Origin of the sequence: Allobosea sp. BK604 (genome assembly GCF_004341515.1) — a bacterium.
Lineage (GTDB): Bacteria > Pseudomonadota > Alphaproteobacteria > Rhizobiales > Beijerinckiaceae > Allobosea.
Map to the genome: position 1 here is coordinate 102133 of NZ_SLZF01000015.1, position 26359 is coordinate 128491.

Annotated in this window: 19 protein-coding genes; 10 read left to right on the forward strand and 9 right to left on the reverse strand. The window is 67.0% G+C overall.

Features of this window, described 5'->3' with window-relative positions; translation table 11 throughout:
* Positions 1-215: 215 nt before the first annotated feature.
* From EV560_RS33500 to amaB, 5 genes are all read right to left on the reverse strand, one after another.
* The gene (locus EV560_RS33500; protein WP_131860206.1) at positions 216-1886 is read right to left on the reverse strand and encodes a thiamine pyrophosphate-binding protein; all 1671 of its coding nucleotides are present in this window, start codon (positions 1884-1886) and stop codon (positions 216-218) included.
* A 116-nt stretch (positions 1887-2002) separates the two neighbouring features.
* Entirely contained in the window at positions 2003-3184 is a 1182-nt protein-coding gene (locus tag EV560_RS33505; RefSeq protein ID WP_131860207.1) for a CaiB/BaiF CoA transferase family protein, read from the reverse strand.
* Positions 3181-3756 (reverse strand): 3'-5' exonuclease, encoded by a 576-nt coding sequence (locus EV560_RS33510; RefSeq protein WP_131860208.1) that lies wholly within the window; start codon positions 3754-3756, stop codon positions 3181-3183. Before EV560_RS33510 ends, EV560_RS33505 begins: the two co-directional genes overlap by 4 nt.
* A 93-nt stretch (positions 3757-3849) precedes the next feature.
* Complete coding sequence (locus tag EV560_RS33515) at positions 3850-5067, reverse strand: acyl-CoA dehydrogenase (protein WP_131860209.1); 1218 nt, start codon at positions 5065-5067, stop codon at positions 3850-3852.
* A gap of 170 nt (positions 5068-5237) precedes the next feature.
* A complete protein-coding gene (gene amaB / locus EV560_RS33520; protein WP_131860210.1) occupies positions 5238-6761 on the reverse strand; it encodes an L-piperidine-6-carboxylate dehydrogenase in 1524 nt (507 codons plus the stop codon).
* Between the two features lie 171 nt (positions 6762-6932).
* Here amaB and EV560_RS33525 point away from each other — a divergent pair, with 171 nt between their 5' ends.
* From EV560_RS33525 to EV560_RS33535, 3 genes are all read left to right on the forward strand, one after another.
* On the forward strand, positions 6933-7847 hold the full coding sequence (locus EV560_RS33525) for a LysR family transcriptional regulator (RefSeq protein ID WP_131860211.1): 915 nt from the start codon (positions 6933-6935) through the stop codon (positions 7845-7847).
* 91 nt (positions 7848-7938) lie between these two features.
* Positions 7939-9159 (forward strand): NAD(P)/FAD-dependent oxidoreductase, encoded by a 1221-nt coding sequence (locus EV560_RS33530; RefSeq protein WP_131860212.1) that lies wholly within the window; start codon positions 7939-7941, stop codon positions 9157-9159.
* 13 nt (positions 9160-9172) lie between these two features.
* Positions 9173-9679: a DinB family protein gene (locus tag EV560_RS33535; protein ID WP_131860213.1), complete on the forward strand. Its 507-nt coding sequence runs from the start codon at positions 9173-9175 to the stop codon at positions 9677-9679.
* Between the two features lie 92 nt (positions 9680-9771).
* Here the strand turns inward: EV560_RS33535 and EV560_RS33540 are convergent, their stop codons facing one another.
* A complete protein-coding gene (locus EV560_RS33540; protein WP_131860214.1) occupies positions 9772-10281 on the reverse strand; it encodes a hypothetical protein in 510 nt (169 codons plus the stop codon).
* A gap of 150 nt (positions 10282-10431) precedes the next feature.
* On the opposite strand from EV560_RS33540, the gene EV560_RS33545 reads away from it, so the two are divergent.
* Positions 10432-11064, forward strand: coding sequence for a LysE family translocator (locus EV560_RS33545; protein WP_131860215.1), 633 nt, complete (start codon positions 10432-10434; stop codon positions 11062-11064).
* Between the two features lie 119 nt (positions 11065-11183).
* Positions 11184-12374, forward strand: coding sequence for a pyridoxal-phosphate-dependent aminotransferase family protein (locus EV560_RS33550; RefSeq protein ID WP_131860216.1), 1191 nt, complete (start codon positions 11184-11186; stop codon positions 12372-12374).
* Between the two features lie 68 nt (positions 12375-12442).
* On the opposite strand, the gene EV560_RS33555 is transcribed toward EV560_RS33550, so the two are convergent.
* Positions 12443-13393 (reverse strand): hydrogen peroxide-inducible genes activator, encoded by a 951-nt coding sequence (locus EV560_RS33555; protein WP_131860217.1) that lies wholly within the window; start codon positions 13391-13393, stop codon positions 12443-12445.
* A 128-nt stretch (positions 13394-13521) separates the two neighbouring features.
* On the opposite strand from EV560_RS33555, the gene EV560_RS33560 reads away from it, so the two are divergent.
* The 3 genes from EV560_RS33560 (at position 13522) to EV560_RS33570 (ending at position 19306) form a co-directional block, all read left to right on the forward strand.
* Positions 13522-15027, forward strand: coding sequence for a catalase (locus EV560_RS33560; protein WP_131860218.1), 1506 nt, complete (start codon positions 13522-13524; stop codon positions 15025-15027).
* A gap of 186 nt (positions 15028-15213) precedes the next feature.
* The gene (locus tag EV560_RS33565; RefSeq protein WP_131860219.1) at positions 15214-17985 is read left to right on the forward strand and encodes a tetratricopeptide repeat protein; all 2772 of its coding nucleotides are present in this window, start codon (positions 15214-15216) and stop codon (positions 17983-17985) included.
* 121 nt (positions 17986-18106) lie between these two features.
* Positions 18107-19306, forward strand: coding sequence for a M20 family metallopeptidase (locus tag EV560_RS33570; protein WP_131860305.1), 1200 nt, complete (start codon positions 18107-18109; stop codon positions 19304-19306).
* Positions 19307-19421: 115 nt separating this feature from the next.
* Here the strand turns inward: EV560_RS33570 and EV560_RS33575 are convergent, their stop codons facing one another.
* Positions 19422-21266 (reverse strand): glycoside hydrolase family 15 protein, encoded by a 1845-nt coding sequence (locus EV560_RS33575; RefSeq protein WP_131860220.1) that lies wholly within the window; start codon positions 21264-21266, stop codon positions 19422-19424.
* 1 nt (position 21267) lies between these two features.
* A complete protein-coding gene (gene otsB, locus EV560_RS33580) occupies positions 21268-22062 on the reverse strand; it encodes a trehalose-phosphatase (RefSeq protein WP_131860221.1) in 795 nt (264 codons plus the stop codon).
* Positions 22063-22341: 279 nt separating this feature from the next.
* Between otsB and EV560_RS33585 the strand changes: the two genes are divergently transcribed.
* Entirely contained in the window at positions 22342-23919 is a 1578-nt protein-coding gene (locus tag EV560_RS33585; protein ID WP_131860222.1) for an alpha,alpha-trehalose-phosphate synthase (UDP-forming), read from the forward strand.
* Between the two features lie 136 nt (positions 23920-24055).
* Positions 24056-26323, forward strand: a complete 2268-nt coding sequence (gene ptsP, locus EV560_RS33590; RefSeq protein ID WP_207908179.1) for a phosphoenolpyruvate--protein phosphotransferase — start codon at positions 24056-24058, stop codon at positions 26321-26323.
* The last annotated feature ends 36 nt before the right edge of the window (positions 26324-26359 follow it).

Below are 26359 nucleotides of genomic sequence, written 5' to 3' on the forward strand. Positions count from 1 at the left end.
AGAATTTTCGCGATTCAGAGAAGCGCGGAAATGCTCTAGAGCATTTTCGAGCGAAGTGGATACCGGTTCGCGTGAAGAAAATGCGTCAAAACAAGTAGATAGAGAATTTTCGCGATTCGAAGAAACGCGGAAATGCTCTAGCGAAGCAATCCAGGGGGCAGCTGGACACCCAGTCTTCCTGGATTGCTTCGTCGCTACGCTCCTCGCAATGACGACTAGCCCTTCTCAGCCAGCGCCTCGGCGCGGATCGTGCTCAGCGTCTTCGCCGGCGTGATCGCCTCGGGATCGAGGATGCAGTGCAGGATCGCCGGCTTGCCGCTTGCGACCGCACGCTCGAAGGCCGGTGCGAATTCGGCCGTGGTCTCGACCCGCTCGCCATAGCCGCCGAAGGCTTTCGCATAGGCCGCGAAATCCGGGTTCTTCAGCATCGTCGCCGAGACGCGGCCAGGGTATTCGCGCTCCTGATGCATGCGGATCGTGCCGTACATGCCGTTATCGACGACGACGACGATCACCGGCAGCTCGTATTGCACGGCGGTCGCGAAATCCTGCCCGTTCATCAGGAAGCAGCCATCCCCGGCGAAGGCGACCACCGTCCGCTCGGGAAACAGCCGCTTGGCTCCGATCGCGGCCGGCACGCCATAGCCCATCGAGCCCGAGGTCGGTGCGAGCTGGGTCGCGAACTTGGTGAAGCGGTGGAAGCGGTGCACCCAGGTGGCGTAGTTGCCGGCGCCGTTGCACAGGATCGCATCATCCGGAAGGTTGCGCCGCAGCCAGGTCACGGCCTCGCCGGGATGGAACGTGCCCGGCACCGGCGCGGGCTGCTCGCTCCAGCCGAGATAGGCCTCGTGCGCCTCGGCCGCGGCACCCGCCCAGGGAATGGTCTGCGGCGGATGCACGGTCTCCAGCGCCGCGCAGAAAGCGGTCGGCGAGGCGTTGATCGCGAGCGAGGGGCGGTAGACGCGGCCGAGCTCTTCCGGATCGGGATGGACGTGGACGAGAGGCCGGCCCGGATTGGGAATGCCGAACAGCTTGTAGGACTGGCTCGGCATCTCTGAAAGCCGCCCGCCGACGACCAGGACGAGATCGCTCTCCTTGATCCGCTTCAGTAATTTCGGATTGGGACCGATGCCGAGATCGCCGCCGAAATTCGGATGATCGGCCGGAAAGAGCATCTGGCGGCGGAAGGAGACGAAGACCGGCAGGTCGAAGCGCTCGGCGAAGCGCTGGAAGCGCTCGATCGCCTGCGGGTTCCAGCGTGAGCCGCCGAGGATCGCAACCGGGGATTTCGCCGCCCAGAGGCGCTTCTGCAGGTCGATCGTCTGCAGCAGTGAAGGGTGCGTCTCGGTGACCTGGTAGGGCTCGGCATCCGCGACATCGGCGAGGTCGGTCAGCACGTCCTCGGGCAGCGCGATCACCACCGGGCCGGGCCGGCCGGAGGTCGCGACATGGAAGGCGCGGCTGATGAGCTCCGGGATGCGCGCGGCATCGTCGATCTCGGTCGCCCATTTCGTCATCGTGCCGAAGACGGCGCGATAGTCGAGCTCCTGGAAGGCCTCGCGCTCGCGCATGCCGCGCTCGATCTGCCCGACGAACAGGATCATCGGCGTCGAATCCTGGTCGGCGATATGGATGCCCGGCGAGGCATTGGTCGCGCCCGGCCCGCGCGTGACGAAGCAGATGCCGGGCTTGCCGGTCAGCTTGCCGGCGGCCTCGGCCATCATCGCCGCGCCGCCCTCGGCCCGGCAGATCGTCACCTTGAGACTGGCGTCGTGCAGCGCGTCGAGCACGGCGAGATAGCTCTCGCCCGGCACGCAGAAGGCGTCGGTGGCGCCGTGGATCAGAAGTTGGTCGACGAGGATCTGTCCGCCGGTACGCTCAGCCATTGCCTTGATTCCCTGTCCTTGGCGTCATTGCGTGGAGGCGCAGCCGATGAAGCGATCGAGGAGGACTGCGCGAGACCCCCTGGATTGTTTCGCTGCACTCGCAATGACCGCATATCTCATCGAGCCGGCCCGCCCCAGGCGGGATCGTTCAGAATCTCGTCGGCGTGTTCGCCGAGCCGGGGGCTCGGGCGCGGCGCGACCTGCCTGACGCCGTCCATCACGATCGGCGAGGCGACGGTCGGGATCGTGCCGGCGGCAGCCGCCTCGGATGGCAGCTCGACCTTGACGCCGCGCGCGATCACCTGCGGATCGGCGAAGACCTCGTCGATCCCGTTGATCGGCCCGGCGGGAACGCCGACCTTCTCCAGCGCCGCCAGCAGATCGGCCTTGCCGTAGCGCTGCGTCAGCAGGTGCAGCTTCTCGGTCAGCACGGCGCGATTGGCGACGCGCGAGCGATTGTCAGCATAATCGGGCTGACCGGCCAGCTCGGGCTCGCCCAGCACCTCGCAGAGCTTGCGCCACTGCCCGTCATTGCCGGTGGCGATGATGATATGCCCGTCTGCGACCGGGAAGACGTCGTAGGGCACGATGTTCGGATGAGCGTTGCCGAGACGCGGCGCCGGCTTGCCCGAGACGAGATAGTTCATCGCCTGGTTGCCGAGCACGGCGATCTGCGTGTCGAGCAGCGCCATGTCGAGCGTCGCACCCTCGCCGGTCGCATCGCGCCGGCGCAGCGCCGAGAGGATGCCGGTCGAGGCATAGAGCCCGGTGAAGATATCGGCGACGGCATAGCCCGCCTTCATCGGCGCGCCCGCCGGCTCGCCGGTGACCGACATCGGTCCACCCATGCCCTGGACCAGGAAGTCGTAGCCGGCACGCGGGGCATAGGGGCCGTCCTGGCCGAAGCCGGTGACCGAGCAATAGATCAGCCTCGGATAGGCTGCGCGCAGCGACGCGGCGTCGAGCCCGTATTTCGTGAGGCCGCCGACCTTGAAGTTCTCGATGACGATATCGGCATGGCCGGCGAGCCGGCGCACCAGCGCCTGGCCTTCCTCGGTGCGGAAATCGGCCGTGATCGAGCGCTTGCCGCGGTTGGCCGAGTGGAAATAGGCGGCGGAGAGGTGCTCGCCATCCCCGCCTTCGACGAAAGGCGGCCCCCATTTGCGCGTGTCGTCGCCCTCGGGCGCCTCGACCTTGACGACATCGGCGCCGAGATCGGCGAGCAATTGCCCGATCCAGGGGCCTGCGAGGATGCGCGCCAGTTCGAGGACGCGCAGGCCGGCGAGGGGAGGGGTCATCCTGCTACTTTGCTCCGCTCGCTGAGGATTGCCGGGCCATGATCGGCTAGCAGCTGCGCCACGATCCGCGCAATATTGCGCGCGTCGTCGCCGCCCCGATGGTGCCGGCCTTCCAGCTGCATTCCATAGGCCTCCAAGGCGCGAGCCATGCCCATCTGCTTGCTGCGCGGCTGCGTCAGCCGGGCGTGCAGCGCCTTGCCGTTGATGTGGTCGGGGCCGAACGGATAGGTGACCCGCTTGTTCTCGCAATCGCGCATGAACTGCTTGCGGTCGTAATCGCCCCAGGACAGCCAGAGCCGGTTTGCCGCATCGAATTCATCGGTCAATCTGGCGCAGGCTTCGGCGAAGCCACCTCCACTTGCCGCCTCACCCGCCCCTATGCCGGTGAGCTCCACGCAGAACGGGCTGACTTCTGACAGTACGGGCCGGACCATCAGCGAGTGCGCAGGACCAATCGCCCCAGATTCCGCGTCCAGCACGCAAATGCCGATCTCGATGATTTCGTTGACCTGGCCATCCGGGGGAGCCCCATCCCAGCAGGTCGCCTCGACATCGACGATATTGATCAGCATGGCCTCGGGATGTGTCGTGCCGGCCGGCGGCCGTTTCTCGGGTAGTGCGCGATAGGGAGATGGCCGGGTCAAGCCCGGCCATGATGGCAGTTCTCAGAAAAACGCCTGCAGCCCGGTGATCGCCCGACCCAGGATGAGCGCGTGCACGTCATGCGCGCCCTCATAGGTGTTGACCGTCTCCAGGTTCGCCGCGTGGCGCATGACGTGGTACTCGATCGAGATGCCGTTGCCGCCATGCATGTCGCGGGAGAGGCGGGCGATGTCCAGCGCCTTGCCGCAATTGTTGCGCTTGACGATCGAGATCATCTCCGGGGCCATCTTGCCCTCGTCCATCAGCCGGCCGACGCGGAGCGAACCCTGCAGGCCGAGATTGATCTCGGTCAGCATGTCCGCGAGCTTCTTCTGGTAGAGCTGGGTCTGGGCGAGCGGCTTGTTGAACTGCTTGCGGTCGAGCCCGTATTGGCGGGCGCGGTGGAAGCAATCCTCGGCGGCGCCCATCACGCCCCAGGAAATGCCGTAGCGGGCGCGGTTGAGGCAGCCGAACGGGCCCTTCAGGCCGGAGACGTTCGGCAGCAGGTTCTCCTCGGGAACGATGACGTCGTCCATGACGACCTCGCCGGTGATCGAGGCGCGCAGCGAGAGCTTGCCGCCGATCTTCGGCGCCGAGAGGCCCTTCATGCCCTTCTCGAGGATGAAGCCGCGGATCTGGTTGTCATGCGCGACCGACTTGGCCCAGATCACGAAGACATCGGCGATCGGCGAGTTCGAGATCCACATCTTCGATCCCGTCAGCTTGTAGCCGTCGGCGACCTTCTCGGCGCGGGTCTTCATGCCCGCGGGGTCTGAGCCGGCATCCGGCTCGGTCAGGCCGAAGCAGCCGACCCATTCCCCCGAGGCGAGCTTGGGCAGGTACTTCTTGCGCTGGCTTTCGTCGCCATAGGCGTAGATCGGGTACATCACCAGCGAGGACTGCACCGACATCATCGAGCGATAGCCGGAATCGACCCGCTCGACCTCGCGCGCCACCAGCCCGTAGGAGACGTAGTTGGCGCCGGCGCAGCCATAATCTTCCGGCAGCGTCACGCCGAGCAGGCCGAGCTCGCCCATCTCGTTGAAGATGGCGCGGTCGGTCTTCTCCTCGAGATAGGCCTCGGCGACCCGCGGCAGCAGCTTGTCCTGCGCATAGTCGCGCGCCGTGTCGCGGATCAGCCGCTCGTCTTCCGTGAGCTGCTCGTCGAACAGGAACGGATCGGCCCAGTTGAACTCGGCCGGCTTGTGGTCATGGGCGGTCTTGCGAGCGGCCTCTGTCATGGTCGTTCTCCCGTTATTCCTCTTTCACCGTCATTGCGAGGAGCGTAGCGACGAAGCAATCCAGGGGGACGTGGAGCGCTGACGCTCCTGGATTGCATCGCGGAGCCGGTGCTCGGGCTTGCCGAAGGCAAGACCCCGGTGCTCGCACTGACGGCGTGGCTGCCTGGTCCTCAGGCATCCACATCGAAGCTGACGCCCTGCGCCAGCGGCAAGGTCGTGCCGTAGTTCAGCGTATTGGTAGCGCGGCGCATATAGGCTTTCCAGGCATCGGAGCCGGCCTCGCGGCCGCCGCCCGTCTCCTTCTCGCCGCCGAAGGCCCCGCCGATCTCGGCGCCGGACGGGCCGATATTGACGTTGGCGATGCCGCAATCCGAGCCTTCCGCCGAGACGAAGGTCTCCGCCTCGCGCATGTCGAGCGTGAAGATCGAGGAGGAGAGGCCGGCGCCGACCGCGTTCTGCAGCGAGATCGCCTGGTCCAGCGTCTTGTATTTCATCACGTAGAGGATCGGCGCGAAGGTCTCGCGCTCGACCGGGCCGGTCTGCTCGGGCATCTCGACGAGCGCGGGACGGACATAGAAGCCGCCCGCGCCGATATCGACCTTCTCGCCGCCCTGGACCTTGCCGCCGGCGGCGCGCGCCTCGGAGAGTGCGGCCTGCATGCCCTTATAGGCGGCCTCGTCGACCAGCGGGCCGACCAGCACGCCGGCCTCGCGCGGATCGCCGATCTTGACGCTGCCATAGACCTTGGCGAGGCGCGGGATCAGCGCGTCATAGACGCTCTCATGGACGATCAGGCGGCGCAGCGTGGTGCAGCGCTGGCCGGCCGTGCCCATGGCGGCGAAGGCGATGCCGCGCAGGGCGAGGTCGAGATCGGCCGAGGGCGCGACGATCGCGGCATTGTTGCCGCCGAGCTCCAGGATGGCGCGGGCGAAGCGGGCGGCGAGCTTCTGGCCGACCTCCTTGCCCATCCGGGTCGAGCCGGTGGCCGAGACGACCGGGACGCGGGGGTCGGAGACCAGCGCATCGCCGATCTCGCGGCCGCCGATCAGCACTTCCGAGAGGCCGACCGGCGCCTCGGGCCCGAAGCGCTTCATCGCGCGCTCGGTGATCGCCTGGACGGCGAGCGCCGTCAGCGGGGTCTTCTCGGAGGGCTTCCAGACGACGCTGTCGCCGCAGACGAAGGCGAGCGCCGCATTCCACGACCAGACCGCGACCGGGAAGTTGAAGGCCGAGATCACGCCGCAGACGCCGAGCGGATGCCAGGTCTCCATCATCCGGTGGTTGGCGCGCTCGGTCGCGATGGTGAGGCCGTAGAGCTGGCGCGACAGGCCGACGGCGAAGTCGCAGATATCGATCATCTCCTGGACTTCGCCCAGGCCCTCGGAGGTGACCTTGCCGGCTTCCAGCGTCACCAGCAGGCCGAGATCGGCCTTGTGCGTGCGCAGCTCCTCGCCGAGCAGGCGGACGAATTCGCCGCGCCGCGGCGCGGGCACCTTGCGCCAGGCGAGGTAGGCGGCCTGGGCCCGGCCGATCGCGGCCTGGGCCTCGGCGGCGCTGGTCTCGCGCAGCGTGGCGACCGTCTCGCCGGTGATCGGCGAATGCGCGACCAGGCCCTTGGAGGCGAAGGCGCTGTCGGACACTCCGAGGCGCTTCAGCAGCGCGAGCGTATCCTGCGGCAGAGCGGTGGCAGCCATGTCGATCCCATACCTTCCGTCAAACACGATAAGCCTCAGCCCGGTTTCAGGCGTGCCCGAGCCCGGCGAGGATCGGGGTGAAAATAGGCATTCACCCGCATGATTGCAGAATGCCCGCTTCCGCAGGTCTCCGGCAACCGATATGTTCTCACCACTTGGTGAGAATAGGTCATGAACTCGGAGCTCATTCCAGGACGCCTCTCGGTGCCTTCGCTGTCGGCGCTCGCCGCCTTCGAGGCGGCGGCCCGGCATGGCAGCTTCACCCGCGCTGCCGAGGAGCTGAACCTCACCCAGGGCGCGGTCAGCCGGCAGGTGGCGCATCTTGAGAAAGTCCTGGGCGTCAGCCTGTTCCAGCGGGTGCGCAAGCGTGTCAGCCTCACTGCCGCGGGTAGCGCCTATGCCGCCGAGATCCGTGATGGATTGTCACGACTGGCCGCTGCCACCGTCTCCGCAATGGCCTTCCGCGGCGCGGCCGGCGTACTCAACCTCGCCATCCTGCCGACTTTCGGCACACGTTGGCTGATCCCGCGCCTGCCGCGCTTCATCGAGGCCCATCCCGGCATCACCATCAATTTCGCGACGCGGTTGGTACCGTTCGATTTCAGCCGCGAGGAGGTCGACGCCGCCATCCATTTTGGTGATCCGGTCTGGCCCGGCGCGGTATTGCACCGCCTGATGGGCGAGGAGGTGGTTCCCGTTGCCGCGCCTTCGCTGATCGCGCGCGCCGGCATTGTCGCAGCCGCCGATATGCTGCGTGTGCCGCTGCTGCAGCAATCGACCCGGCCACGCGCCTGGGCCAACTGGCTGGAGCAGCAGGGCCTGCCGCCCGAGCGCGCCATGATGGGCCCGCGCTTCGAGCAATTCGCCATGGTCTCGCAGGCAGCCGTCGCGGGGCTCGGCCTCGCCATCGTGCCGCGCTTCCTGATCGAGGAGGAGTTGCGCTCCGGCGCGCTCGTCGTCCCGGTCGACCGGCCGGTCGCCGGCTCGGAGGGCTATTACCTCGTTTATCCCGAGGCCAAGGCCGGGCTGCCGACCGTGATCGCCTTCCGTGATTGGCTGCTTGGCGAATTCGCCGTGACGGCCTGACACTCGACAAGCGCCTTCAGCCTTGCCATTCATGCGCTGAATTCACCAACCTCGCTGGCGCTGCGGCGCAGGCAGAGCGCGAAGGCCCGCCATGTCCTCCTCGTCCGAGACAGCCGATGTCGTGATTTGCGGCGGCGCCGCGATCGGTTCCTCCGTCGCCTATCACCTCGCTGCCGATCCCGGCTTCAACGGCAGGGTGATCGTGATCGAGAAGGATCCGACCTATCGCTACTCCGCCTCCGCGCTCTCGGCGGCCTCGATCAGGCAGCAATTCTCCAGCCCCGTGAACATCCGGATCTCGCTCTTCGGCATCGATTTTTTGCGCAATATCGGCAACCACCTGGCCGTCGACGGCGAGGCGCCGGCGATCGATCTGCACGAAGGCGGGTACCTCTACGTGGCCAGTCCGGACGGCAGCCATATTCTTGAGCAAAATCAAAAGCTTCAACAGGAAGAAGGCGCCGATATCGCGATTTATGCTGCGGACATGCTGCGCAGCAAATTCGCCTGGCTGAACACTGCCGACCTCGCCTGCGGCACCTATGGCGTCAGCGGCGAGGGCTGGTTCGATGGCTGGGCCGTGCTGCAGGCCTTTCGCAGGAAGGCGAGGGCGCTCGGCGTCGAATACCGGCAGGGCGAGGTCGCCCGCTACGTCACCGACGGCGGCAGGCTGGTCGGCGTCGAGCTTGCAGATGGCAGCCGGATCGCCTGCGGCGCGGCGGTCAACGCCTCCGGCACGCATGGCGCGCGCCTAGCGGCGACGGCCGGCATCGCCATCCCCGTCAAGTCGATGAAGCGCTATGTCTTCAGCTTCACTTGCAAGGGCGAGGTCGAGAATTGCCCGCTGCTGATCGACACGTCCGGCGCCTATTGCCGGCCGGAAGGCAAACGCGGCAACGAGGGCCAGATGTTCATCTGCGGCGCTTCGCCGCCGGCCGAGCTCGACCGCGAATGGATCGAGACCGACGCCGATGTCGAGGATGTCGACTGGTCCTTCTTCGAGGAGCATGTCTGGGCGCCGCTCGCCCATCGCGTGCCCGCTTTCGAGGCGATCAAGCCCGGCCGCGCCTGGGCAGGGCCCTATGACATGAACGAGCTCGACGGCAACGCCATCCTCGGCCCGGCCGTCGGCCTGCCCAATCTCTACCTCGCCAACGGCTTCTCCGGCCATGGCCTGCAGCAATCGCCGGCGGTCGGGCGCGGGCTTGCCGAGCACATCCTGCATGGCCGCTATCGCACGCTCGACCTTGCCGATCTCGGCCACGAGCGCATCGTCGCGCGCCGGCCTCTGACGGAGGCCAATATCATCTGAGGACCCGTCAGCGATGCTCGATCCGGCCTATGTCCAGCTCATGGCCCGCTACAATGCCTGGCAGAACAAAAGTCTCTGCGAGGCCGCAGACCAGCTCGACGACGAGGGCCGCTGGCGTGATCGCGGCGCTTTCTTCAAGTCGATCGCCGGCACGTTCAATCACGTCCTCTGGGCCGACGAGGTCTGGCTCTCGCGCCTGATCGGCACGCCGAAGCCTCCGATCGGCGGGCGCGATTCATCGACCTATCTGAAAGATTGGAACGCGTTCCGCCGCCTCCGCACCGAGCGCGACGCGCAGATTCTCGACTGGGCGCAGGCGGTGGACGCCAAATGGCTGCGCGGCACGCTGATCTGGTATTCGGGCGCTGCCGGCCGCGAGATGGGCAAGCCGCGCGCCTTCGTCATCACGCATCTCTTCAATCACCAGACCCATCATCGCGGCCAGATTCACGCCATGCTCACGGCGGCCGGCACCAAGCCCGAGGATACCGACCTCTTCCTGGTCGACGAGCCGCACTGACACACCGTCGTCATTGCGAGCGCAGCGAAGCAATCCAGGGCAGTTGGGCGCCCAGTCCTCCTGGATTGCTTCGCTTCGCTCGCAATGACGGCCTAGGCTTCCTCCGCTGCCGGAGCCTTGCGCGACGGGGATTTCTCCTTCTCTCCGTCCTTCATGTCCGGCACCACCGCCGTGGTGTTCTGGCTGAGCTTCTGGAACAGGCCGAGCCCGACCATGGCGACGACCGCGAGCAGCACGAGCAGGCCGGGATAGACGATGTCGCTCATCGAGGTCCGCGATGCCTTGGTGATCAGAACCAGCGATTCCAGGCTGAGGGCGATGATGATGATCGTCATGAACTTGGTCAGCGAGCCCCGCGCCTCGGCCGGGCGGCGCAGCTCACGATCGCTGATCACCTCCTCCTCGAACAGGAACTTGCCGACATCGGCGACGGCGACCGCGATGATGATCAGCCCGATCCCGTCGAGCATCGTCTCGAGGGCCCAATCCCCGGTCCAGAACCCGGTCACGGTACGCCAGATCGCGACCAGCATCAGCATGACCGAGGCCGCGAGCAGCGCGCTCGATATCCCCGTGTAGAGAATGCGGCTGAAGATCATCATGCGGCTTGCCCCCAGGAGTATGCGCCGATCGGATCCGGCTCCAGCGCTGCTGCTGGCGTGAGAAACTGGCATGGCAGCACCCTGTTCCCTGCTCTTGCCGGAAACCGCCTCCGCGTGCAGTTTGCCGGCACCGCGCCGGGGAGCTGTTTCATGCCTGAGATGTCGAGCCTGCTTGCCTTCGCCCTGGTCGCGCTCGGCATGGTGCTGACGCCCGGCCCGAACATGATCTACCTGATCTCGCGCTCGATCTCGCAGGGGCGGCTGGCCGGCCTGATCTCGCTCGGCGGCGTCGCGCTCGGCTTCGTCTTCTACATGCTCTGTGCCGCCTTCGGCATCACCGCGCTGCTCTTTGCCGTGCCCTATGCCTATGACGCCCTGCGCTTCGGTGGCGCGGCCTATCTGCTCTGGCTCGCCTGGCAGGCGGTGCGGCCGGGCGGGCGCTCGCCCTTCCAGGTCCGTGACCTGCCGCATGACAGCCCGCGCAAGCTGTTCATGATGGGCTTCGTCACCAACCTGCTCAACCCGAAGATCGCGATGCTCTATCTCGCGCTCTTGCCGCAATTCATCGACCCGGCGGCGGGCAGCGTGCTCGCGCAGTCCGTCGTGCTGGGCGCGATCCAGATCGTCATCAGCGTCAGCGTCAACGCGATGATCGCTTTCGCGGCCGGCAGCATCGCGCTCTTCCTGTGCACGCGCCCGCTCTGGGCGGTGGTGCAGCGCTGGCTGATGGGCACCGTCCTTGCAGGACTGGCGCTGAAGATGGCGACGGAGGCACAGCGCTGACGGCGCTGCACAGGCTTTCGGCAGCGTCGATTTGCATCGTTTCCAGAGATTGGGCATTGGGCCATGAGCGGCGTCCGGCCGGCGTTCCGGCCGCATCGCGCGGTTAGCAGGAGTTATCCATGAGTGTCGCCAACGGCCGGGCTCTGCTCGCGATTCCCGGTCCGACCAACGTTCCCGACCGCGTGCTGCAGGCGATGATGCGGCCGGCGGAGGAGCTTGCCTCCGACACGATCTGCAATCTGACCGAAACGCTCCTGGCCGATCTCAAGAAGGTCTTCCGCACCAAGGGCGAGACATTCCTCTACGCCGCCAATGGCCATGGCGGCTGGGAAGCGGCGCTGACCAATGTCCTCTCCCGCGGCGACAAGATCCTGACCCTGGCCAGCGGCCGCTTCGCAGTCGGCTGGGGCGAAATGGCGCGTTTCATGGGCGCCGATGTCGAGGTGCTGGCTGGCTCCTGGCGCGCTGCCGTCGATCCTGCCGCGCTGGAAGAGCGCCTGCGCCAGGACGTCAGGCACGAGATCAAGGCCGTCCTCACCGTGCAGATCGACACCGCCTCCGGCGTGGTCAACGACATCCCGGCGATCCGCAGGGCGATCGATGCCGCCGGCCATCCGGCGCTGCTGATGGTCGATGGCGTCGCCTCGCTCGGCTGCATGCCATTCGAGATGGATGAATGGGGCGTCGATGTCGCGATGTCGGCCTCGCAGAAAGGGCTGATGACGCCGCCCGGCCTCGCCTTCGTCGCCGCGGGCGAGAAGGCGCTCGCCGCGCATCAGAATGCGACGATGCGCACGGGCTACTGGGACTGGACCGCCCGGATGAACCCGCTGCTCTACATGAAGCATTGCGGCACGCCCCCCGAGCATCTGATGTTCGGCCTGCGCGCCGCGCTGGACATGATCTTCGGGGAGGGGCTGGAGGCGGTCTGGCGGCGCCACGCCCTGCTGGCCGGCGCAACCCGAGCCGCCGTCTCGAAATGGGTCGAGGGCCAGGTCCTGACCTATAATGTCGAGGAGCCGGCGCAGCGCGCGCCCTCGGTCACGACGATCCTGTTCCAGGGCGATCCGACGATGATCACCGATTATACGCGCAAGGTCTGCGGCGTGACGCTCGGGCTCGCGATCGGCGACCTTACCGGCAAGGGCTTCCGCATCGCCCATATGGGCCATGTCAACGCGCCGATGGTGCTCGGCAGCCTCAGCGCCGTCGAGATGGCCCTGCAGGCGCAGAACATCCCGCATGGCAGCGGCGGCGTCGCGGCAGCGATCGCGCATCTCAGCGAGGGCGCGCGCAACGGCGCAGCCTGACGCCGCCGTCATTACCGGCGCAGCGAAGTAATCCGGGGGCCTTACGCGCTCCCTTTGGCAATGATTTGCTAGGCGCTTATCGGCAGGCTGATCCGACCCGTTTCGGCGGCCTGCGCGCGCTCGGCCGTCAGCGTCTCGCCGACCTCCGCCAGGATTCGCCCCAGCGCCTGGAAATCGTGTTTCCGGGGTGAGGTCTTGCGCCAGACCATGCCGATCGAGCGGCTCGGCTCCGGCTCGGCGAACCTGAACAGCTTCACCGGCATGTCCGGCCTGAGCTCGATCGGCAGTGCCATCGCCGGCATCAGGGTGGCGCCAAAGCCGTTCGCCACCATTTGCATGATGGTCGAGAGGCTGGAGGCGCCATATTGCCGGCGTGAGCCGCTTTGCGCCGTGCGGCAGAAGCTCAGCGCCTGGTCGCGCAGGCAATGGCCTTCCTCCAGCAGCAGGAGATTGTCGCCCGAGAGCGCGGCGGCAGGCGTGTATGGGTCGTCGCCATCCTGGCTGGACGGCGTCACCAGCACGAAGCCGTCATCGAAGAGGTGCAGCGCTTCCAGCCCCGGCCGGTCGATCGGAAGGGAGAGCAGGGCGACATCGAGCCGCCCGTCGCTGAGCTCGTCTAGCAGCGTCGCGGTCTGTGTCTCGCGCAGGCGGAGCTCCAGCGCCGGATGGCGCTTCTGCAGCAGCGGCAGGGTCGCCGGCAGCAGATAGGGCGCGATCGAGGGGATGACGCCGAGATCGAGCTCGCCGCTGAGCAGGTTCGGCCTGTGCCTGGCGTGGTCGACCAGGTCGCTGGCCTCGATCAGGATGCGGCTGGCGCGCTCGGCGATCTCGCGGCCGATCTCGGTGAGCGCGATCGCGCCGCGGCGGCGCTCGACGAGCTGGCAGCCGAGCTGCGTCTCGAGCTCCTGAATCTGCAGCGAGAGCGCCGGCTGGCTGATATGGCATTCCTCGGCAGCCCGCCCGAAATGCCGGTGCCGCGCCACCGCGCCGAAATAACGAAGCTGTTTCAGGGTGATCATGGCGATTTGATAAACTTATCGATCGCCCGCGTAAATGCTATTGGACATCATCGTCACAAAGGGATGTTAGTTCCTCCAATTCGAAATCCGAGGCGCTCTGGGGGCGCAGTTCAACCGTGGAGGACCGCATGTCCAAGAACCCGACGATGACGACGAGCGCGGGCGCGCCGATCCCGGACAACCAGAATTCTCTCACCGCCGGCGAGCGCGGCCCGGTCCTGCTGCAGGATTACCAGCTGCTCGAGAAGCTCGCGCATCAGAACCGCGAGCGCATCCCGGAGCGTCCGGTCCATGCCAAGGGCTGGGGCGCGCATGGCACGCTCAAGATCACCGGCGACATCTCCAAATACACCAGGGCCAAGGTGCTGCAGCCCGGCACGGAAACCCCGCTGATCCTGCGCTTCTCGACCGTCGCCGGTGAACTCGGCGCCGCCGATGCCGAGCGCGACGTGCGCGGCTTCGCCATCAAGTTCTACACCGAGGAAGGCAATTGGGACCTCGTCGGCAACAACACGCCGGTCTTCTTCGTGCGCGATCCGGTGAAGTTCCCCGACTTCATCCACACCCAGAAGCGCCATCCCAAGACCAACATGCGTTCGCCCACCGCGATGTGGGATTTCTGGTCGCTCTCGCCGGAGAGCCTGCACCAGGTCACCATCCTGATGTCGGATCGCGGCCTGCCGACCGACGTGCGCCATATCAACGGCTACGGCTCCCACACCTTCTCGCTCTGGAACGATGCCGGCGAGCGCTACTGGGTGAAGTTCCACTTCAAGACCATGCAGGGCCACAAGCACTGGACCAACGAGGAAGCCGAGAAGGTCATCGGCAAGACCCGTGAATCCACGCAGGAAGATCTGTTCAACGCGCTGGAACGCGGCGAATTCCCGAAATGGAAGGTGCAGGTCCAGATCATGCCGGAGCTGGACGCCGACAAGACCTCCTACAACCCGTTCGACCTCACCAAGGTCTGGCCGCATGGCGAGTATCCGCCGATCGACATCGGCATCCTCGAGCTGAACCGCAATCCGGAAAACTATTTCGCCGAGATCGAGAATGTCGCCTTCTCGCCCTCGAACATCGTTCCCGGCATTAGCTTCTCGCCCGACAAGATGCTGCAGGCCCGTGTCTTCTCCTATGCGGACGCCCACCGTCACCGGCTCGGGACGCATTATGAGACGATCCCGGTCAACCGGCCGCGCCACGAGATCCATCACTATCATCGCGATGGCCAGATGAACACGTATGGCGGCATCAAGACCGGCAATCCGGACGCCTATTACGAGCCGAATTCCTTCGGCGGGCCGGTCGAGCAGCCCTCGGCCAAGGAGCCGCCGCTGCGCATCAACGGCAATGCCGACCGCTACAACCACCGCATCGGCAATGACGACTATTCGCAGCCGCGCGCGCTGTTCAACCTGTTCGATGCCGGCCAGAGGGCGCGCCTGTTCTCCAACATCGCCGCGGCGATGGGCGGCATCCCGCAGGAGATCGAGGAGCGCCAGCTCGCCCATTTCGACAAGGTCCACGCGGATTACGGCAATGGCGTGCGCGCTGCGCTCGCCAAGGCCGATGGGCGCGAGCGCCCGGCGATCTCGGTGACCGAGAACACGCCGCAGCGCGCGGCGGAGTGAGCTCCACCTCCGGCACAAGCCGGATCGCAAGTTGATGACGGGCCCGTCTGCTTGGCAGGCGGGTCCGTTTCTTTTCGCCTGTCACGTTGATGCTTGCTTCATATTGGCCGGCTAAGCCTCGGACGAAGTCCTTGCGCAGTGATCGCCCGGGCCTCATCCTGCCTGCTCTTGCTGGGGGAGGCCGCGATGCCGAGGATTTATCCGCGATATGCCTTGCCGGCTTTCGTGATCGCTGCCTCCATTTTCGCTGCGAATGTCCCGGCGCTGGCGCAAGGCGCCGCCAACCAGAAGCTCTGCAAGGAGGACCGCACGGAGAAGGGCGTCGCCGCCTGCACGGCGCTGCTGAAAGGCAAGCCCAAGCCCGAGACCAGGGCCTTCGCCCATCTCGGCCGTGCCCAGGCCCTGATCGCGCTCGGCCGTCCGGCCGAGGCGCTGAAGGATTACGACGAGACCATCAAGCTCGCCCCGCGCTTTGCCCCGCTCTATCGCGACCGTGGCCGCGCCCGCTATGCGGTGGGCGACCGCGATGGGGCGATGGCGGACTTCACGGTGGTGATCGAGCGAGAGCCCTTCAACGCCGACAACCACGCCAACCGCGCCTATCTGAAGATCATGCTCGACGATCTCGACGGCGCCAAGAAGGACCTCGACCAGGGGCTGTTCTGGGAGAAGGAGCATGCCCGCAGCTACTATCTGCGCGGCCTGCTGCTCTACCGGCTGGGCCAGTACGGCGACGCCATGACCGCGATCAATCGCGGCCGCGAGCTCGGCTTCCGCACGCATGACAGCTTCATCACCCGCTCGCTGGCCTATTATCGCCTGCGCGCCTTCGACGCCGCCGAGACCGAGGCGAGCGAGGGGCTGAAGCTCTTCGCCGGCCAGCCCGACCTGCTCGAGGCGCGGGCGCGGGCGAGGCTGGAATTGCAGCGCCCGACGGAGGCGCTGGCCGATGCCGAGGAGGTCGTGCGCCTTGCGCCGCGCTATGCCCGGGCCTACTCGACCCGCGGCGCGATCAAGCTCGCGCTCAAGGACATGGACGGCGCCAGGGCCGATGCCGACAAGGCGATCGAGCTCGATCCAAAGCTGTTCGATGCGCAGCAGCTCAAGGCCGAAGTGCTGATGGCTGCGGGAGATCGCGACGGCGCCCGCGCCGTCTACCAGGCCAGCGCCGGCCGCACCGATGCCAAGACCGCGCAGGACATCGCTTCGCGCGATCGCGCCGCCGCCCGCATCGTCCAGATGGATGCGCCCAAGCCGATCGTCGTGGCCGAGCTCGACGAGCCCGAGCTCAAGAAGCGCTGCGAGACGCGCGACGATCCGCTGCGCCTGCAAAGCTGCAACCGCCTGGTCGAGACGGCGGTGACGCCCGAGGCCAAGGCCGACCGGCTGGTCGAACGTGCCCGCGCCCGGCCCTTCGGGCAGCAACTCGCCGATCTCGAGGAAGCGGTGGCGACCGCGCCCGGCTATTCGCCGGCTTTGCTCGGGCGGGCCAGGGGGCGCCTCGCCGAGTACAGCTATGACGAGGACATGCGTCCGCTCGATCTCGCCTGGGCCGATGCAGACAGCGCCCTGCGGCTCGCGGCGGGTAATGCCGAACAGGCCAAGCAGGCACGTATCACCAGGGCGTTCGCGGCCTTCACCAAGGGGGATTACGAGCGCGCCAATGTGGATCTGACCGCGATCATGGCCCTGGGCGACGAGATGAAGCCATGGGCCTATGACCTGCGCTCGCAGGCCTTGCTCTATTCCGGCAAGCCTGCGGAGGCCTTGGCCGATGCGCGAGAGGCCAAGGCCCTGGAGAAGCCCGAATTCGTCGGCCTGAGCCGCGAGGACACGCTTGTCGTCTCCCTGATCGAGACCGGCCAGATCGATGCCGCGCTGAGCGCGATCGAGGCCTGGAAGGCGGGCAACCCGCGTGCTGTCTTCGGGCATGGCCCGCTCTATGCGCGAGCCCTGCTCGCACGCGGTGATGCGGCAGGCGCCTATGAGGCGGCCAATGCGCTCGTCCTGGCGAACCAGTACAACCTGGCTGCGCTCGCCGTGCGCGGTGCCGCCGCCGCCCGGCTTGGCCGTTCGCTCGAGGCCAATGGCGATATCGGCAAGGTGCTCGACGCCACCCTGAAGGTCGCCTCCAAGGCCCAGCACGACAACCTGACCCCGAACTTCGCGGCGGAGCTGCTGATCGCGCGCGGCCTCGCCCGTATCCAGCTCAACCAGATGATCGGCGCCCGCGACAATTTCAGCGAGGCCATCAGGCTCGCGCCGGATCGCGCCGAGGCCTATGGCGAGCGCGCGAGATTGCTCTATCGCGCCGGCGACGCGGCGGCCCTGGCCGATATCGCGATGGCCTTGCGGATCGAGCCGGCGCAGCCGCGCTGGCTGGCCCTGGCGGCGCGCATCAACGCCGCGACCGGAGATAATGCCGCTGCCGAGCGCTATGCGACCGAAGCATTGGCGGCCAAGGCCACCGATGTCGATCTGCCGCTGCTGCGCGCCAAGGCACGGCTCGCCGCCGGCAATCTCAAGGGCGCGCTCGAGGATGCGACGGCGCGGACGGCGAGCGCGCCCGCCGATGCCGAGGCCTGGCTCGTCCGCATCCAGGCTCAGGCCGGGCTCGGCGACCTCGCTGTTGCGCTCGCCGATGCCGAGGCCGCGCGGAAGGCCAATGCCGGAGACGGCCGCATCCTGCTCGCGCTCGCCGATCTAAAGGTCCGCAGCGGCGATGTGCCGGCCGCGATCGGCATTTTCGAGGAAGCCGTCGGCAAGCCCGACGCCGCACTCTCCGCCAATAAGCGCTTGGGCGATCTCTATGCCGGCATTGCCTCGGACCAACTCGCGCTCGGTTATTACGCCAAGGCGCTCGAATTGCCGGCGCGCGCGCCCGGAGACGAAGAGCTCAAGACCGCCGCACGCACGGCCCGCGACGCGCTGATCCGCAAGATGTCCGCGGCCAAGTAGAAGGCGGCTAGCGTCATTTTGCGGGGAGCGTCGGTGGCCGACCGCTACCGGTGCCGGACCGCTTTGGCTAAGCTTGCTCATTGGTCCCGCATGGAACGATGAGACGCAGACGATGAGCCAGATGACGCCCGAGGAAACCCAGGTCACCGCCTGGCTCGCCGCCCGCAAGGACGCGATGGTCGCGCTGCTGCGCGAGTTGGTCGATACCGACTCGGGGTCCTATGACAAGGCCGGCGTCGACCGGGCCGGGCAGGTGCTCGCCCGCTTCCACGAGTCGAACGGCCTCTCCGTCGAGATCGTCCCCGACGCGCGCTATGGCGACGCGGTCAAGGCGCGCCTGCCCAATCCGGCCGCCAACGACCAGCGCCCGGTGCTCTTGCTCGGCCATCGCGACACCGTCTTCCCCGAGGGCGAGCCGACGCGCCGGCCCTTCACCATCAAGGGCAGCCGCGCCTATGGCCCGGGCGTCGCCGACATGAAGGGCGGGCTGGTGATCGAGGCTTTCGTCGCCGCCGCCTTTGCCGCCAATGGCGGGCTCTCCGCCCCGCTGATGATGCTGACGACCAGCGACGAGGAGATCGCCTCGCCATCCTCGCGGCCGATCATCGAGGCGGCGGCGCGGGAAGCGCGCTGCGTCTTCAATGCCGAGCCGAGCCGCCTGCCGGCCGGCACGACCTCGGCCGCCGACCACAAGCAGTCGATCACCAGCGGCCGCAAGGGCGGCGTCTTCATGCGCGCCGAGTTCACCGGCAAGGCGGCCCATTCCGGCGCCAATTACGAGAAGGGCGTCTCGGCCATCGTCGATCTCGGCCACAAGATCCCGAAGCTCCAGGGTCTCACCGACCTGGAGCGCGGCGTGACCGTCAATGTCGGGCTGATCGGCGGTGGCCAGACGGTCAACACGGTCGCCCCGCATGCCTGGTGCGAGATCGACCTGCGCTATGTCACCGCCGCCCAGCGCGACGAACTGGTCGAGGCGATCCGCGCCATCGTCGAGACGCCGGTGGTCGAAGGGGCAGGGGGCAAGCTGACCATCAGGGGCGAATTCGTGCCGCTGGAGCGCACGCCCGAATCGCTCGCGCTGTTCGAGACCTATCGCGATGCCGCGGCTGGTTACGGCATCTCGGTCGTCGCCGAGTTCACCGGCGGCTGCGCCGATTCCGGCTTCACCGCGGCGCAGGGCTGCCCGACGCTCTGCTCGGTCGGCCCGATCGGCGGCATGGCCCACACGCCGGACGAGTTCCTGGAGGTCGAGAGCCTGGTGCCGGCGGCGCAGACTTTGGCGCTCGCGGTGATGCGGACCGCGGCGCGGATGGAGTGAGAGCACGGCCCGAACGCGTCATATCGGCCTTGTGCCGATCGTCCACACCTTCCCGATAGGGGCTGTTTCACGATGTGGGGGCTCAGGACGAGGCGCTGCCCGGCCGCCCCCGATATCAGAACGCCTCTTCCCAGTTCCGGCTCAGCCGCATCGCCGAATTGATCAGCCCGACCATCGAATAGGTCTGCGGGAAATTGCCCCAGAGCTCGCCGGTCTTGAGATCCGCGTCTTCCGAGAGCAGGCCAAAGCTGTTGCGCCGCTTCAGGATGCGCCCAAACAGCTCCTTGGCCTCGTCGCGGCGGCCGATCGCGTGCAGCGCATCGACATACCAGAAGGCGCAGATCAGGAAGCCGGTATGCATATAGCCGAAATCGTCCTGCGTATCGTAGCGCAGCAGGAGATCGCCGCGGCCGAGCTTTTGGCCGATCGCCTCGACGGTCGCGATATAGCGCGGGTCGTCGGCCGCCACGAAGCCGAGCTCGGCGATCAGTAGCAAGGTCGCGTCCAGGCTGTCGCCATCGAAGGTCGAGACGAAGGTGCCCTTCTCCTCGTTCCAGATACGCTCGCTGATGATGCCCTTCAGCCGCTTGGCCTCGCCGCGCCAGTAATCCTTGCGCTCGGCGCGGCCAAGCGTGCCGGCGATGCGTGCCAGCCGGTCGCAGGCCGCCCAGCACATCACGCTGGAGAAGGCGTGCACGACCTGCTTCTCGCGCAGCTCCCAGGGACCGGCATCGGGCTTGTCGAAGACGGCGATGGCGATCTCGCCCATGCGCTCGAGCTGGGCGAAGAGCGTGTCCTTGCCGGGCTGGATCAGGCGCCGGTCGAAGAAGGAATGCGTCGCCGCCAGCACGACGGCGCCGTAGCCGTCATTCTGGATCTGCGTCGCCGCGCCATTGCCGACGCGCACCGGCTGGTGCCCGCGATAGCCTGAGAGGTTCGGCGCCTCGAATTCGGTCAGAGCGCCGCCGCGCGTGATCGGATAGAGCGGCGGCAGATGGTCCGCGCCGCTTTCCGAGAACGTGTCGACGACATTGGTGATGAAGCCGAGATAATCCTCCATCGTCCGCGTCGTGCCGAGCCGGTTCAGCGCATGCACGACGAAATAGGCGTCGCGCAGCCAGCAGAAGCGGTAATCCCAGTTGCGCTGCGTGCCGGGCGCCTCGGGAATCGAGGTGGTCAGCGCCGCGACGATCGCGCCGCTCTCCTCGAAGGAGCAGAGCTTCAGCGTGATCGCCGCCCGGATCACCTCCTGCTGGAACTCGAACGGGATCGAGAGCGCGCGCACCCAATCGCGCCAGTAATCGGTGGTCTTGTCGAGGAACTCACGCGAGGTCGTCTCGATCTCGGCGCGCAGCGCCTCGTCCGAGCCGACGAAGAAGGAGAAGGGCCGCTCGACCGCGAAGGGAATGCTCTCCATCACATAGGAGATCGGCGCGTCCGTGGTCAGGCGGATCGTCTGGTCGGCGCCGACATAGCGGACATGGTTGGAGCCGCGCGTGATCTCGTCAGGCTCCTCGCCGAGACCGAGGCAGGGTTTCAGCACGACGCGGATGCGCGGGCGGCCCGAGAGCCGGCGCACGCGCCGCACCAGCTGCGGCGGCCGGAAGAAACGCTCGTAGCGCACGAAGCGTGGCGCGAAATCAAGGATCTCGATGGCGTTGCCGTGATCGTCGGAGAGCACCGAGGACAGGATCGCCGTATTGTCGAGATAGGTCTGTTCGCAGCGCGTCATGCCGACGAGTTCGATGGCGAAGACGCCTTTCTCCGGCATGGCGTCGCCATCGTCAGGCTGGTTGTCGATCAGCGAGCAGAAGACCGGGTCGCGGTCGAAGCGCGGGAAGCAGCCCCAGACGAAGCGCGCACGCCTGTCGACGAGCGCGGCGATCGAGCAATTGCCGATCACGCCGAGATCGAGCGAAGCCGAATGCGGCCCCGCGGTAGTCGTCGTTTCGATGGTCATGTCAGCCCTGGGAGAATGCATGCGGGGTCAGGCTGCCGCTCTCCGCGGCGTCAAGCAAGATGGTGCGGAGAACCGTCGGCGAAGCCAGGCGCTGCGTGGCGCAGGTCTTGCCCTCTCCGATGCGGATCGAAAGGCCGCCGAGCGCGTTGACCGTCTCGAACCCGGCCTCGTCGGTGATGTCGTCGCCGATGAAGACCGGCACTCGCCCGAGATAGGGCGGTTCCTGCATCAGCCAAGCGATGGCGCCGCCCTTGCTGGCCTCGGCCGGCACCAGTTCGGCGACCGACTTGCCCTGCTGCAGCCTGACCGAAGGTCCCATCCTGGCGGCGACATCGCGCATCAGCGCGAGCGCATCCTCCTCGAGCTGCGGCGCCAGCCGCCAATGCAACGCGACCGAGATCCGCTTGTCCTCGACGATGATGCCGACATGGCTGTTGGCGAAGCGGACGAGTTCGCGCGTCGCATCGCGTAGCGCGGCCGGTGCCTGCGATTCCGAGCGCAGCGCCCCGCCGAGCCGGACCTGCGCGCCATGAAGGCCGGCTATGTCGAAGCGATGCGGCGCCAGAAAATCGTCGAGCACCGAAATCGGGCGTCCGGACACCAGGGCGAGCGCGCCGCCGAGCACGGAATGCAGTTTTTCGAGCGCCGGGCCGACGCGCCGGTCGATTTTCACCTGATCGGGAAGCGGCGCCAGCTCGACCAATGTTCCGTCGAAGTCGAGAAATAGTGCGAGCGCTTGCGCCGCGCCGGCGAAGTCGCGGGATTGATTGCCAGATTCCGGTTCGATCAAGTCCATCATCTCGATCTGTCTGCGTGACGAAACGGGCGAAAGCACGGCACGACGACTGGCGAAATCCTATCTCGCAATTCCATTGCGTTGAGGGTTCTCATAAAATGCTCGCGAACTTGCCACATTCTGCTTCCAGCCTGCCACCACGATCTTGATTTCAACGCAAGCCTGACACGGCTTCGCCATTGCGTACCGGACCATTCGAGAAACATTACGTGCACCGGCGCGTTCTGTTCCTGCTCCGGTGGCGAAATTCGGGCACCGGCAGAACGGAGAATTCCCGAGATGCGTCTCGTCGTCGTTTCCAACCGCGTCACGATCCCTGAACGAAGCGAAAAGGCCGTGGCGGGCGGGCTGGCTGTCGCCCTGCGCGAGGCACTGGAGCAGCATGGCGGGCTCTGGTTCGGCTGGAGCGGGGCGATCAGCGAGGGCGGCGCCGTCCGCACGGTCCAGCGCGGCAAGGTCACCTACGCGGTGACCGACCTGAGCGAGACCGAGCGGCAGACCTATTACCTCGGCTTCTCGAACCGGGCACTGTGGCCGAACATGCATTATCGGCTCGGCCTGACCGAGTTCTCGCGGACCGACTATGCCGGCTATCTCGCGGTCAACCGGCGCTTCGCCAAGTCGCTGGCTGCCTTGCTCACCCCCGAGGATGTGATCTGGATCCATGATTACCATCTCATCCCGCTTGCCGCGGAGCTCCGCCGGCGCGGCGTGAAGAACCGGATCGGCTATTTCCACCATATCCCCTGGCCGCCGGCCGAAGTCTTTGGCGCGATGCCCTTCAGCACGACGCTGATCAGCACGATGGGCTCGTATGATCTCGTCGGCGTGCAGACGCAGATCGATGCGCGCAACCTGATCAACGGCCTGGTGATGATGTGCGGGGCCAGGGCGGATGGCGCCAAGGTCACGATGGGTCGGCGCGAGACGATGGTCCAGGCCTTCCCGATCGGCATCGATGTCGAGGCGTTCCGCAAGCTCGCGACGGCCTCGGTGCGCGCCGCGACGACGCCGATCCGCATGACCACGGGGCCGCTCGGTACGCGCAAGCTCGTCATCGGCGTCGACCGGCTCGATTATTCGAAGGGCATCGTCCAGCGGCTGGAGGCGTTCGGCCAGTTCCTGCGCAGCCATCCCGAATATCGCAAGGAGGTCGGTCTGCTGCAGATCGCGCCGCCCTCACGTTCCGACGTGCCCGAATATGCCGAGCTCGACCGCCAGTCGGACGAAGTCGCCGGCCGGCTCAATGCCGCGCTCGGCGAATTCGACTGGTCGCCGATCCGCGTCGTCAAGCGGGCCTATTCGCGCAGCGCCCTCGCGGGTTTCTATCGCCGCGCCCAGGTCGGGCTGGTGACGCCGATGCGCGACGGCATGAATCTGGTCGCCAAGGAATATGTCGCGGCGCAGGATCCGGCCGATCCGGGCGTGCTGGTGCTGTCGCGCTTTGCCGGCGCGGCGCAGCAACTGGGCGAAGCGCTGATCGTCAATCCCTATGATGTCCATGAGGTCGCGGAGGCGATCCGCACCGCGCTGGCCATGCCGAAATCCGAGCGGCAGCGCCGCTTCGAGCGCCTCTACGACACGATATCGGAAACCGATATCGACTGGTGGACGCGGCGTTATCTCTCGGTGCTGTCGGGCGTGGAACAGCCTGAGAATGACGAGATTTCGCCGGCGCCGCGCAAGCTTCCGGGCAGCGTCGGCACGTCCGGACGCAGGTCGCCCCGGAGCAATCCGCACACCGCCCGAGACGCCGGCGCGCTGCCGGAACGCGGCGTCACGCTCTCGCACCAACCGCGGCGCGCCTCCCCCACCGAACGATCCGGAAGCGATTTGCAACCCGCTTCCCGACCCTAGCCCTTGCCGAACACGCGATTCGGTCGCTAGAAGGCGATTTGAATCGGGGCTTGCCTGCGACTCGTCCATGGCAGGTGCAAGCCTGCGATGGATTATCGGCCACGACGGCTGAGGAGGCGGGCGGAGGGCAGGATTGATGCGAGGCGCTCTCGGAGGATCGGGCGTTCTGCTGCGCCGCCTCCGCGAGGTCATGGCAGCGCCTGTCAGCCCGCAGGAGCGGCTGGACCGGCTCGTCGTCCTGATCGCGGGCAATCTCGTCGCCGAAGTCTGCTCGGTCTATGTCCTGCGCGAGGACGGCTCGCTCGAGCTCTACGCTACCGAAGGCCTCAACCGCGAGGCGGTGCACCTCACCACGATGCGTGCCGGCGAGGGCCTTGTCGGCCTGATCGCGCGCGAGGCGGAGCCGATCGCGCTTTCGGACGCGCAGGCGCATCCGGCCTTCTCCTACCGGCCCGAGACGGGCGAGGAAATCTACCGCTCCTTCCTCGGCGTGCCGATCCTGCGCGGCGGCGCCGTGATGGGCGTGCTCGTCATCCAGAACCGCGCCTCGCGGCTCTATAGCGAGGAAGAGGTCGAGTCGCTGCAGACCACCGCCATGATCATGGCGGAGATGATCGCGGCCGGCGGCCTGAAATCGCTCGCCCCGCCCGGCGCTTCGATCGGCCTCGACCGGCCGATCCATGGAATCGGCGCCAGCCTCGCCGACGGCGTCGGGCTCGGCCATGCCGTACTGCACGAGCCGCGCGTCGCGATCACCAACCTGATCGCCGAGAATCCGGCCCAGGAGGTCAGACGGCTCGAGGCCGCGATCGGCGAGATGCGCGCCTCGATCGACGAGCTGATCGAGCGCGGCGATGTCGCCCATACCGGCGAGCATCGCGACGTGCTCGAGACCTTCCGCATGTTCGCCCATGATCAGGGCTGGCTCCGGCGCATGCGCGAGGTCGTGATGACCGGCCTGACCGCGGAGGCGGCGGTCGAGCGCGTGCAGTCCGATACCCGCGCCAAGATGCTGCGCCAGACCGATCCCTATCTGCGCGAGCGCCTGCACGATCTCGACGATCTCGCCAACCGGCTGCTGCGCACCCTGATGGGCAAGGCCAATGGCGTGGCGCGCGAGCAATTGCCCGAGAACGCCATCCTGATCGCCCGCTCGATGGGGCCGGCCGCGCTGCTCGACTATGACCGCGGCCGCCTGCGCGGCCTCGTGCTCGAAGAGGGTGGACCGGCCAGCCATATCGCCATCGTGGCGCGTGCGCTCGGCATCCCGGTGGTCAGCGAGATCGTCAACGCGACCGCGCTGATCCAGGCGGGCGATGCCGTCATCGTCGACGGCCAGGCCGGCGAGGTGCAGATCCGGCCGCAGCCCGATGTCGAGAACGCCTACAAGGACAAGGCGCGGCTACGCGCTCGCAAGCAGGAGCAGTATCGCAAGCTCAAGACGCTGCCCTCGGTCACCAAGGATGGTCTCGAGATCACCTTGCAGATCAATGCCGGCCTCCTGGTCGACATGCCCAATCTCGACGAGACGGCCGCCGCCGGCATCGGGCTGTTTCGCACCGAGCTGCAATTCATGGTGGCGCAGCACATGCCGACCACGGCCGAGCAGCAGGCGCTTTACGGCGCGGTGCTGAAGGCGGCGCAGGGCCGGCCGGTGACCTTCCGCACGCTCGATATCGGCGGCGACAAGGTGCTGCCCTATATGGAGCGCATCGAGGAGGAGAACCCGGCGCTCGGCTGGCGTGCCATCCGCATCGGTCTCGACAAGCCGCGCCTGCTGCGCGCGCAGCTGCGCGCCATGCTGCGTGCTGGCGCCGGCCACGAGATGCGGATCATGCTGCCGATGGTCGCGACCGTCGACGAGTTCCTGCGCGCCCGTTTCATCGTGCGCCGCGAGCTCGCCATGCTGGAGAAGCAGGAGCGCCCCGCGCCGACCAATCTGAAGCTCGGCGTCATGGTGGAAGTGCCGTCCTTGCTCTTCGAGCTGGCGGAGATCGCGCGCGAGGCTGATTTCCTCTCGATCGGTACCAACGACCTGATGCAGTTCCTGTTCGCGGCCGACCGTGAGAACCGGCGTGTCACAGACAGGTTCGATCCGCTCTCGGTCGGCGCGCTGAGGGCGTTGCGCAGCATCGTCGACGCGGCGGACGAGGCCGGCTGTCCGGTCGCGGTTTGCGGCGAGATGGGCGGCAGGCCGCTCGAGACCATGGCGCTGATCGGGCTCGGCTATCGCGGCTTCTCGATGTCGGCCGCCTCGGTCGGCCCGGTCAAGGCGATGCTGCGCGCGCTCGACGTCGCCAAGCTGCGCGAGCGCATGGACTGGATGCTCGCGTCCTCAGATGGTGCGGCGAGCCTGCGCCCGCAGCTTGCCGCGCTCGCGGCGGAGTTGAAAATCCCTGTCTAGCGAGGCTCGCCTTCGCTTGCCACCACATCATAGTTC

Coding starts and splice junctions, on each gene's coding strand:
- EV560_RS33500 (WP_131860206.1), bottom strand. CDS start 1,886: ATGGCTGAGCGTACCGGCGGACAGATCCTCGTCGACCAACTTCTGATC.
- EV560_RS33505 (WP_131860207.1), bottom strand. CDS start 3,184: ATGACCCCTCCCCTCGCCGGCCTGCGCGTCCTCGAACTGGCGCGCATC.
- EV560_RS33510 (WP_131860208.1), bottom strand. CDS start 3,756: ATGCTGATCAATATCGTCGATGTCGAGGCGACCTGCTGGGATGGGGCT.
- EV560_RS33515 (WP_131860209.1), bottom strand. CDS start 5,067: ATGACAGAGGCCGCTCGCAAGACCGCCCATGACCACAAGCCGGCCGAG.
- amaB (WP_131860210.1), bottom strand. CDS start 6,761: ATGGCTGCCACCGCTCTGCCGCAGGATACGCTCGCGCTGCTGAAGCGC.
- EV560_RS33525 (WP_131860211.1), top strand. CDS start 6,933: ATGAACTCGGAGCTCATTCCAGGACGCCTCTCGGTGCCTTCGCTGTCG.
- EV560_RS33530 (WP_131860212.1), top strand. CDS start 7,939: ATGTCCTCCTCGTCCGAGACAGCCGATGTCGTGATTTGCGGCGGCGCC.
- EV560_RS33535 (WP_131860213.1), top strand. CDS start 9,173: ATGCTCGATCCGGCCTATGTCCAGCTCATGGCCCGCTACAATGCCTGG.
- EV560_RS33540 (WP_131860214.1), bottom strand. CDS start 10,281: ATGATGATCTTCAGCCGCATTCTCTACACGGGGATATCGAGCGCGCTG.
- EV560_RS33545 (WP_131860215.1), top strand. CDS start 10,432: ATGCCTGAGATGTCGAGCCTGCTTGCCTTCGCCCTGGTCGCGCTCGGC.
- EV560_RS33550 (WP_131860216.1), top strand. CDS start 11,184: ATGAGTGTCGCCAACGGCCGGGCTCTGCTCGCGATTCCCGGTCCGACC.
- EV560_RS33555 (WP_131860217.1), bottom strand. CDS start 13,393: ATGATCACCCTGAAACAGCTTCGTTATTTCGGCGCGGTGGCGCGGCAC.
- EV560_RS33560 (WP_131860218.1), top strand. CDS start 13,522: ATGTCCAAGAACCCGACGATGACGACGAGCGCGGGCGCGCCGATCCCG.
- EV560_RS33565 (WP_131860219.1), top strand. CDS start 15,214: ATGCCGAGGATTTATCCGCGATATGCCTTGCCGGCTTTCGTGATCGCT.
- EV560_RS33570 (WP_131860305.1), top strand. CDS start 18,107: ATGACGCCCGAGGAAACCCAGGTCACCGCCTGGCTCGCCGCCCGCAAG.
- EV560_RS33575 (WP_131860220.1), bottom strand. CDS start 21,266: ATGACCATCGAAACGACGACTACCGCGGGGCCGCATTCGGCTTCGCTC.
- otsB (WP_131860221.1), bottom strand. CDS start 22,062: ATGGACTTGATCGAACCGGAATCTGGCAATCAATCCCGCGACTTCGCC.
- EV560_RS33585 (WP_131860222.1), top strand. CDS start 22,342: ATGCGTCTCGTCGTCGTTTCCAACCGCGTCACGATCCCTGAACGAAGC.
- ptsP (WP_207908179.1), top strand. CDS start 24,056: ATGCGAGGCGCTCTCGGAGGATCGGGCGTTCTGCTGCGCCGCCTCCGC.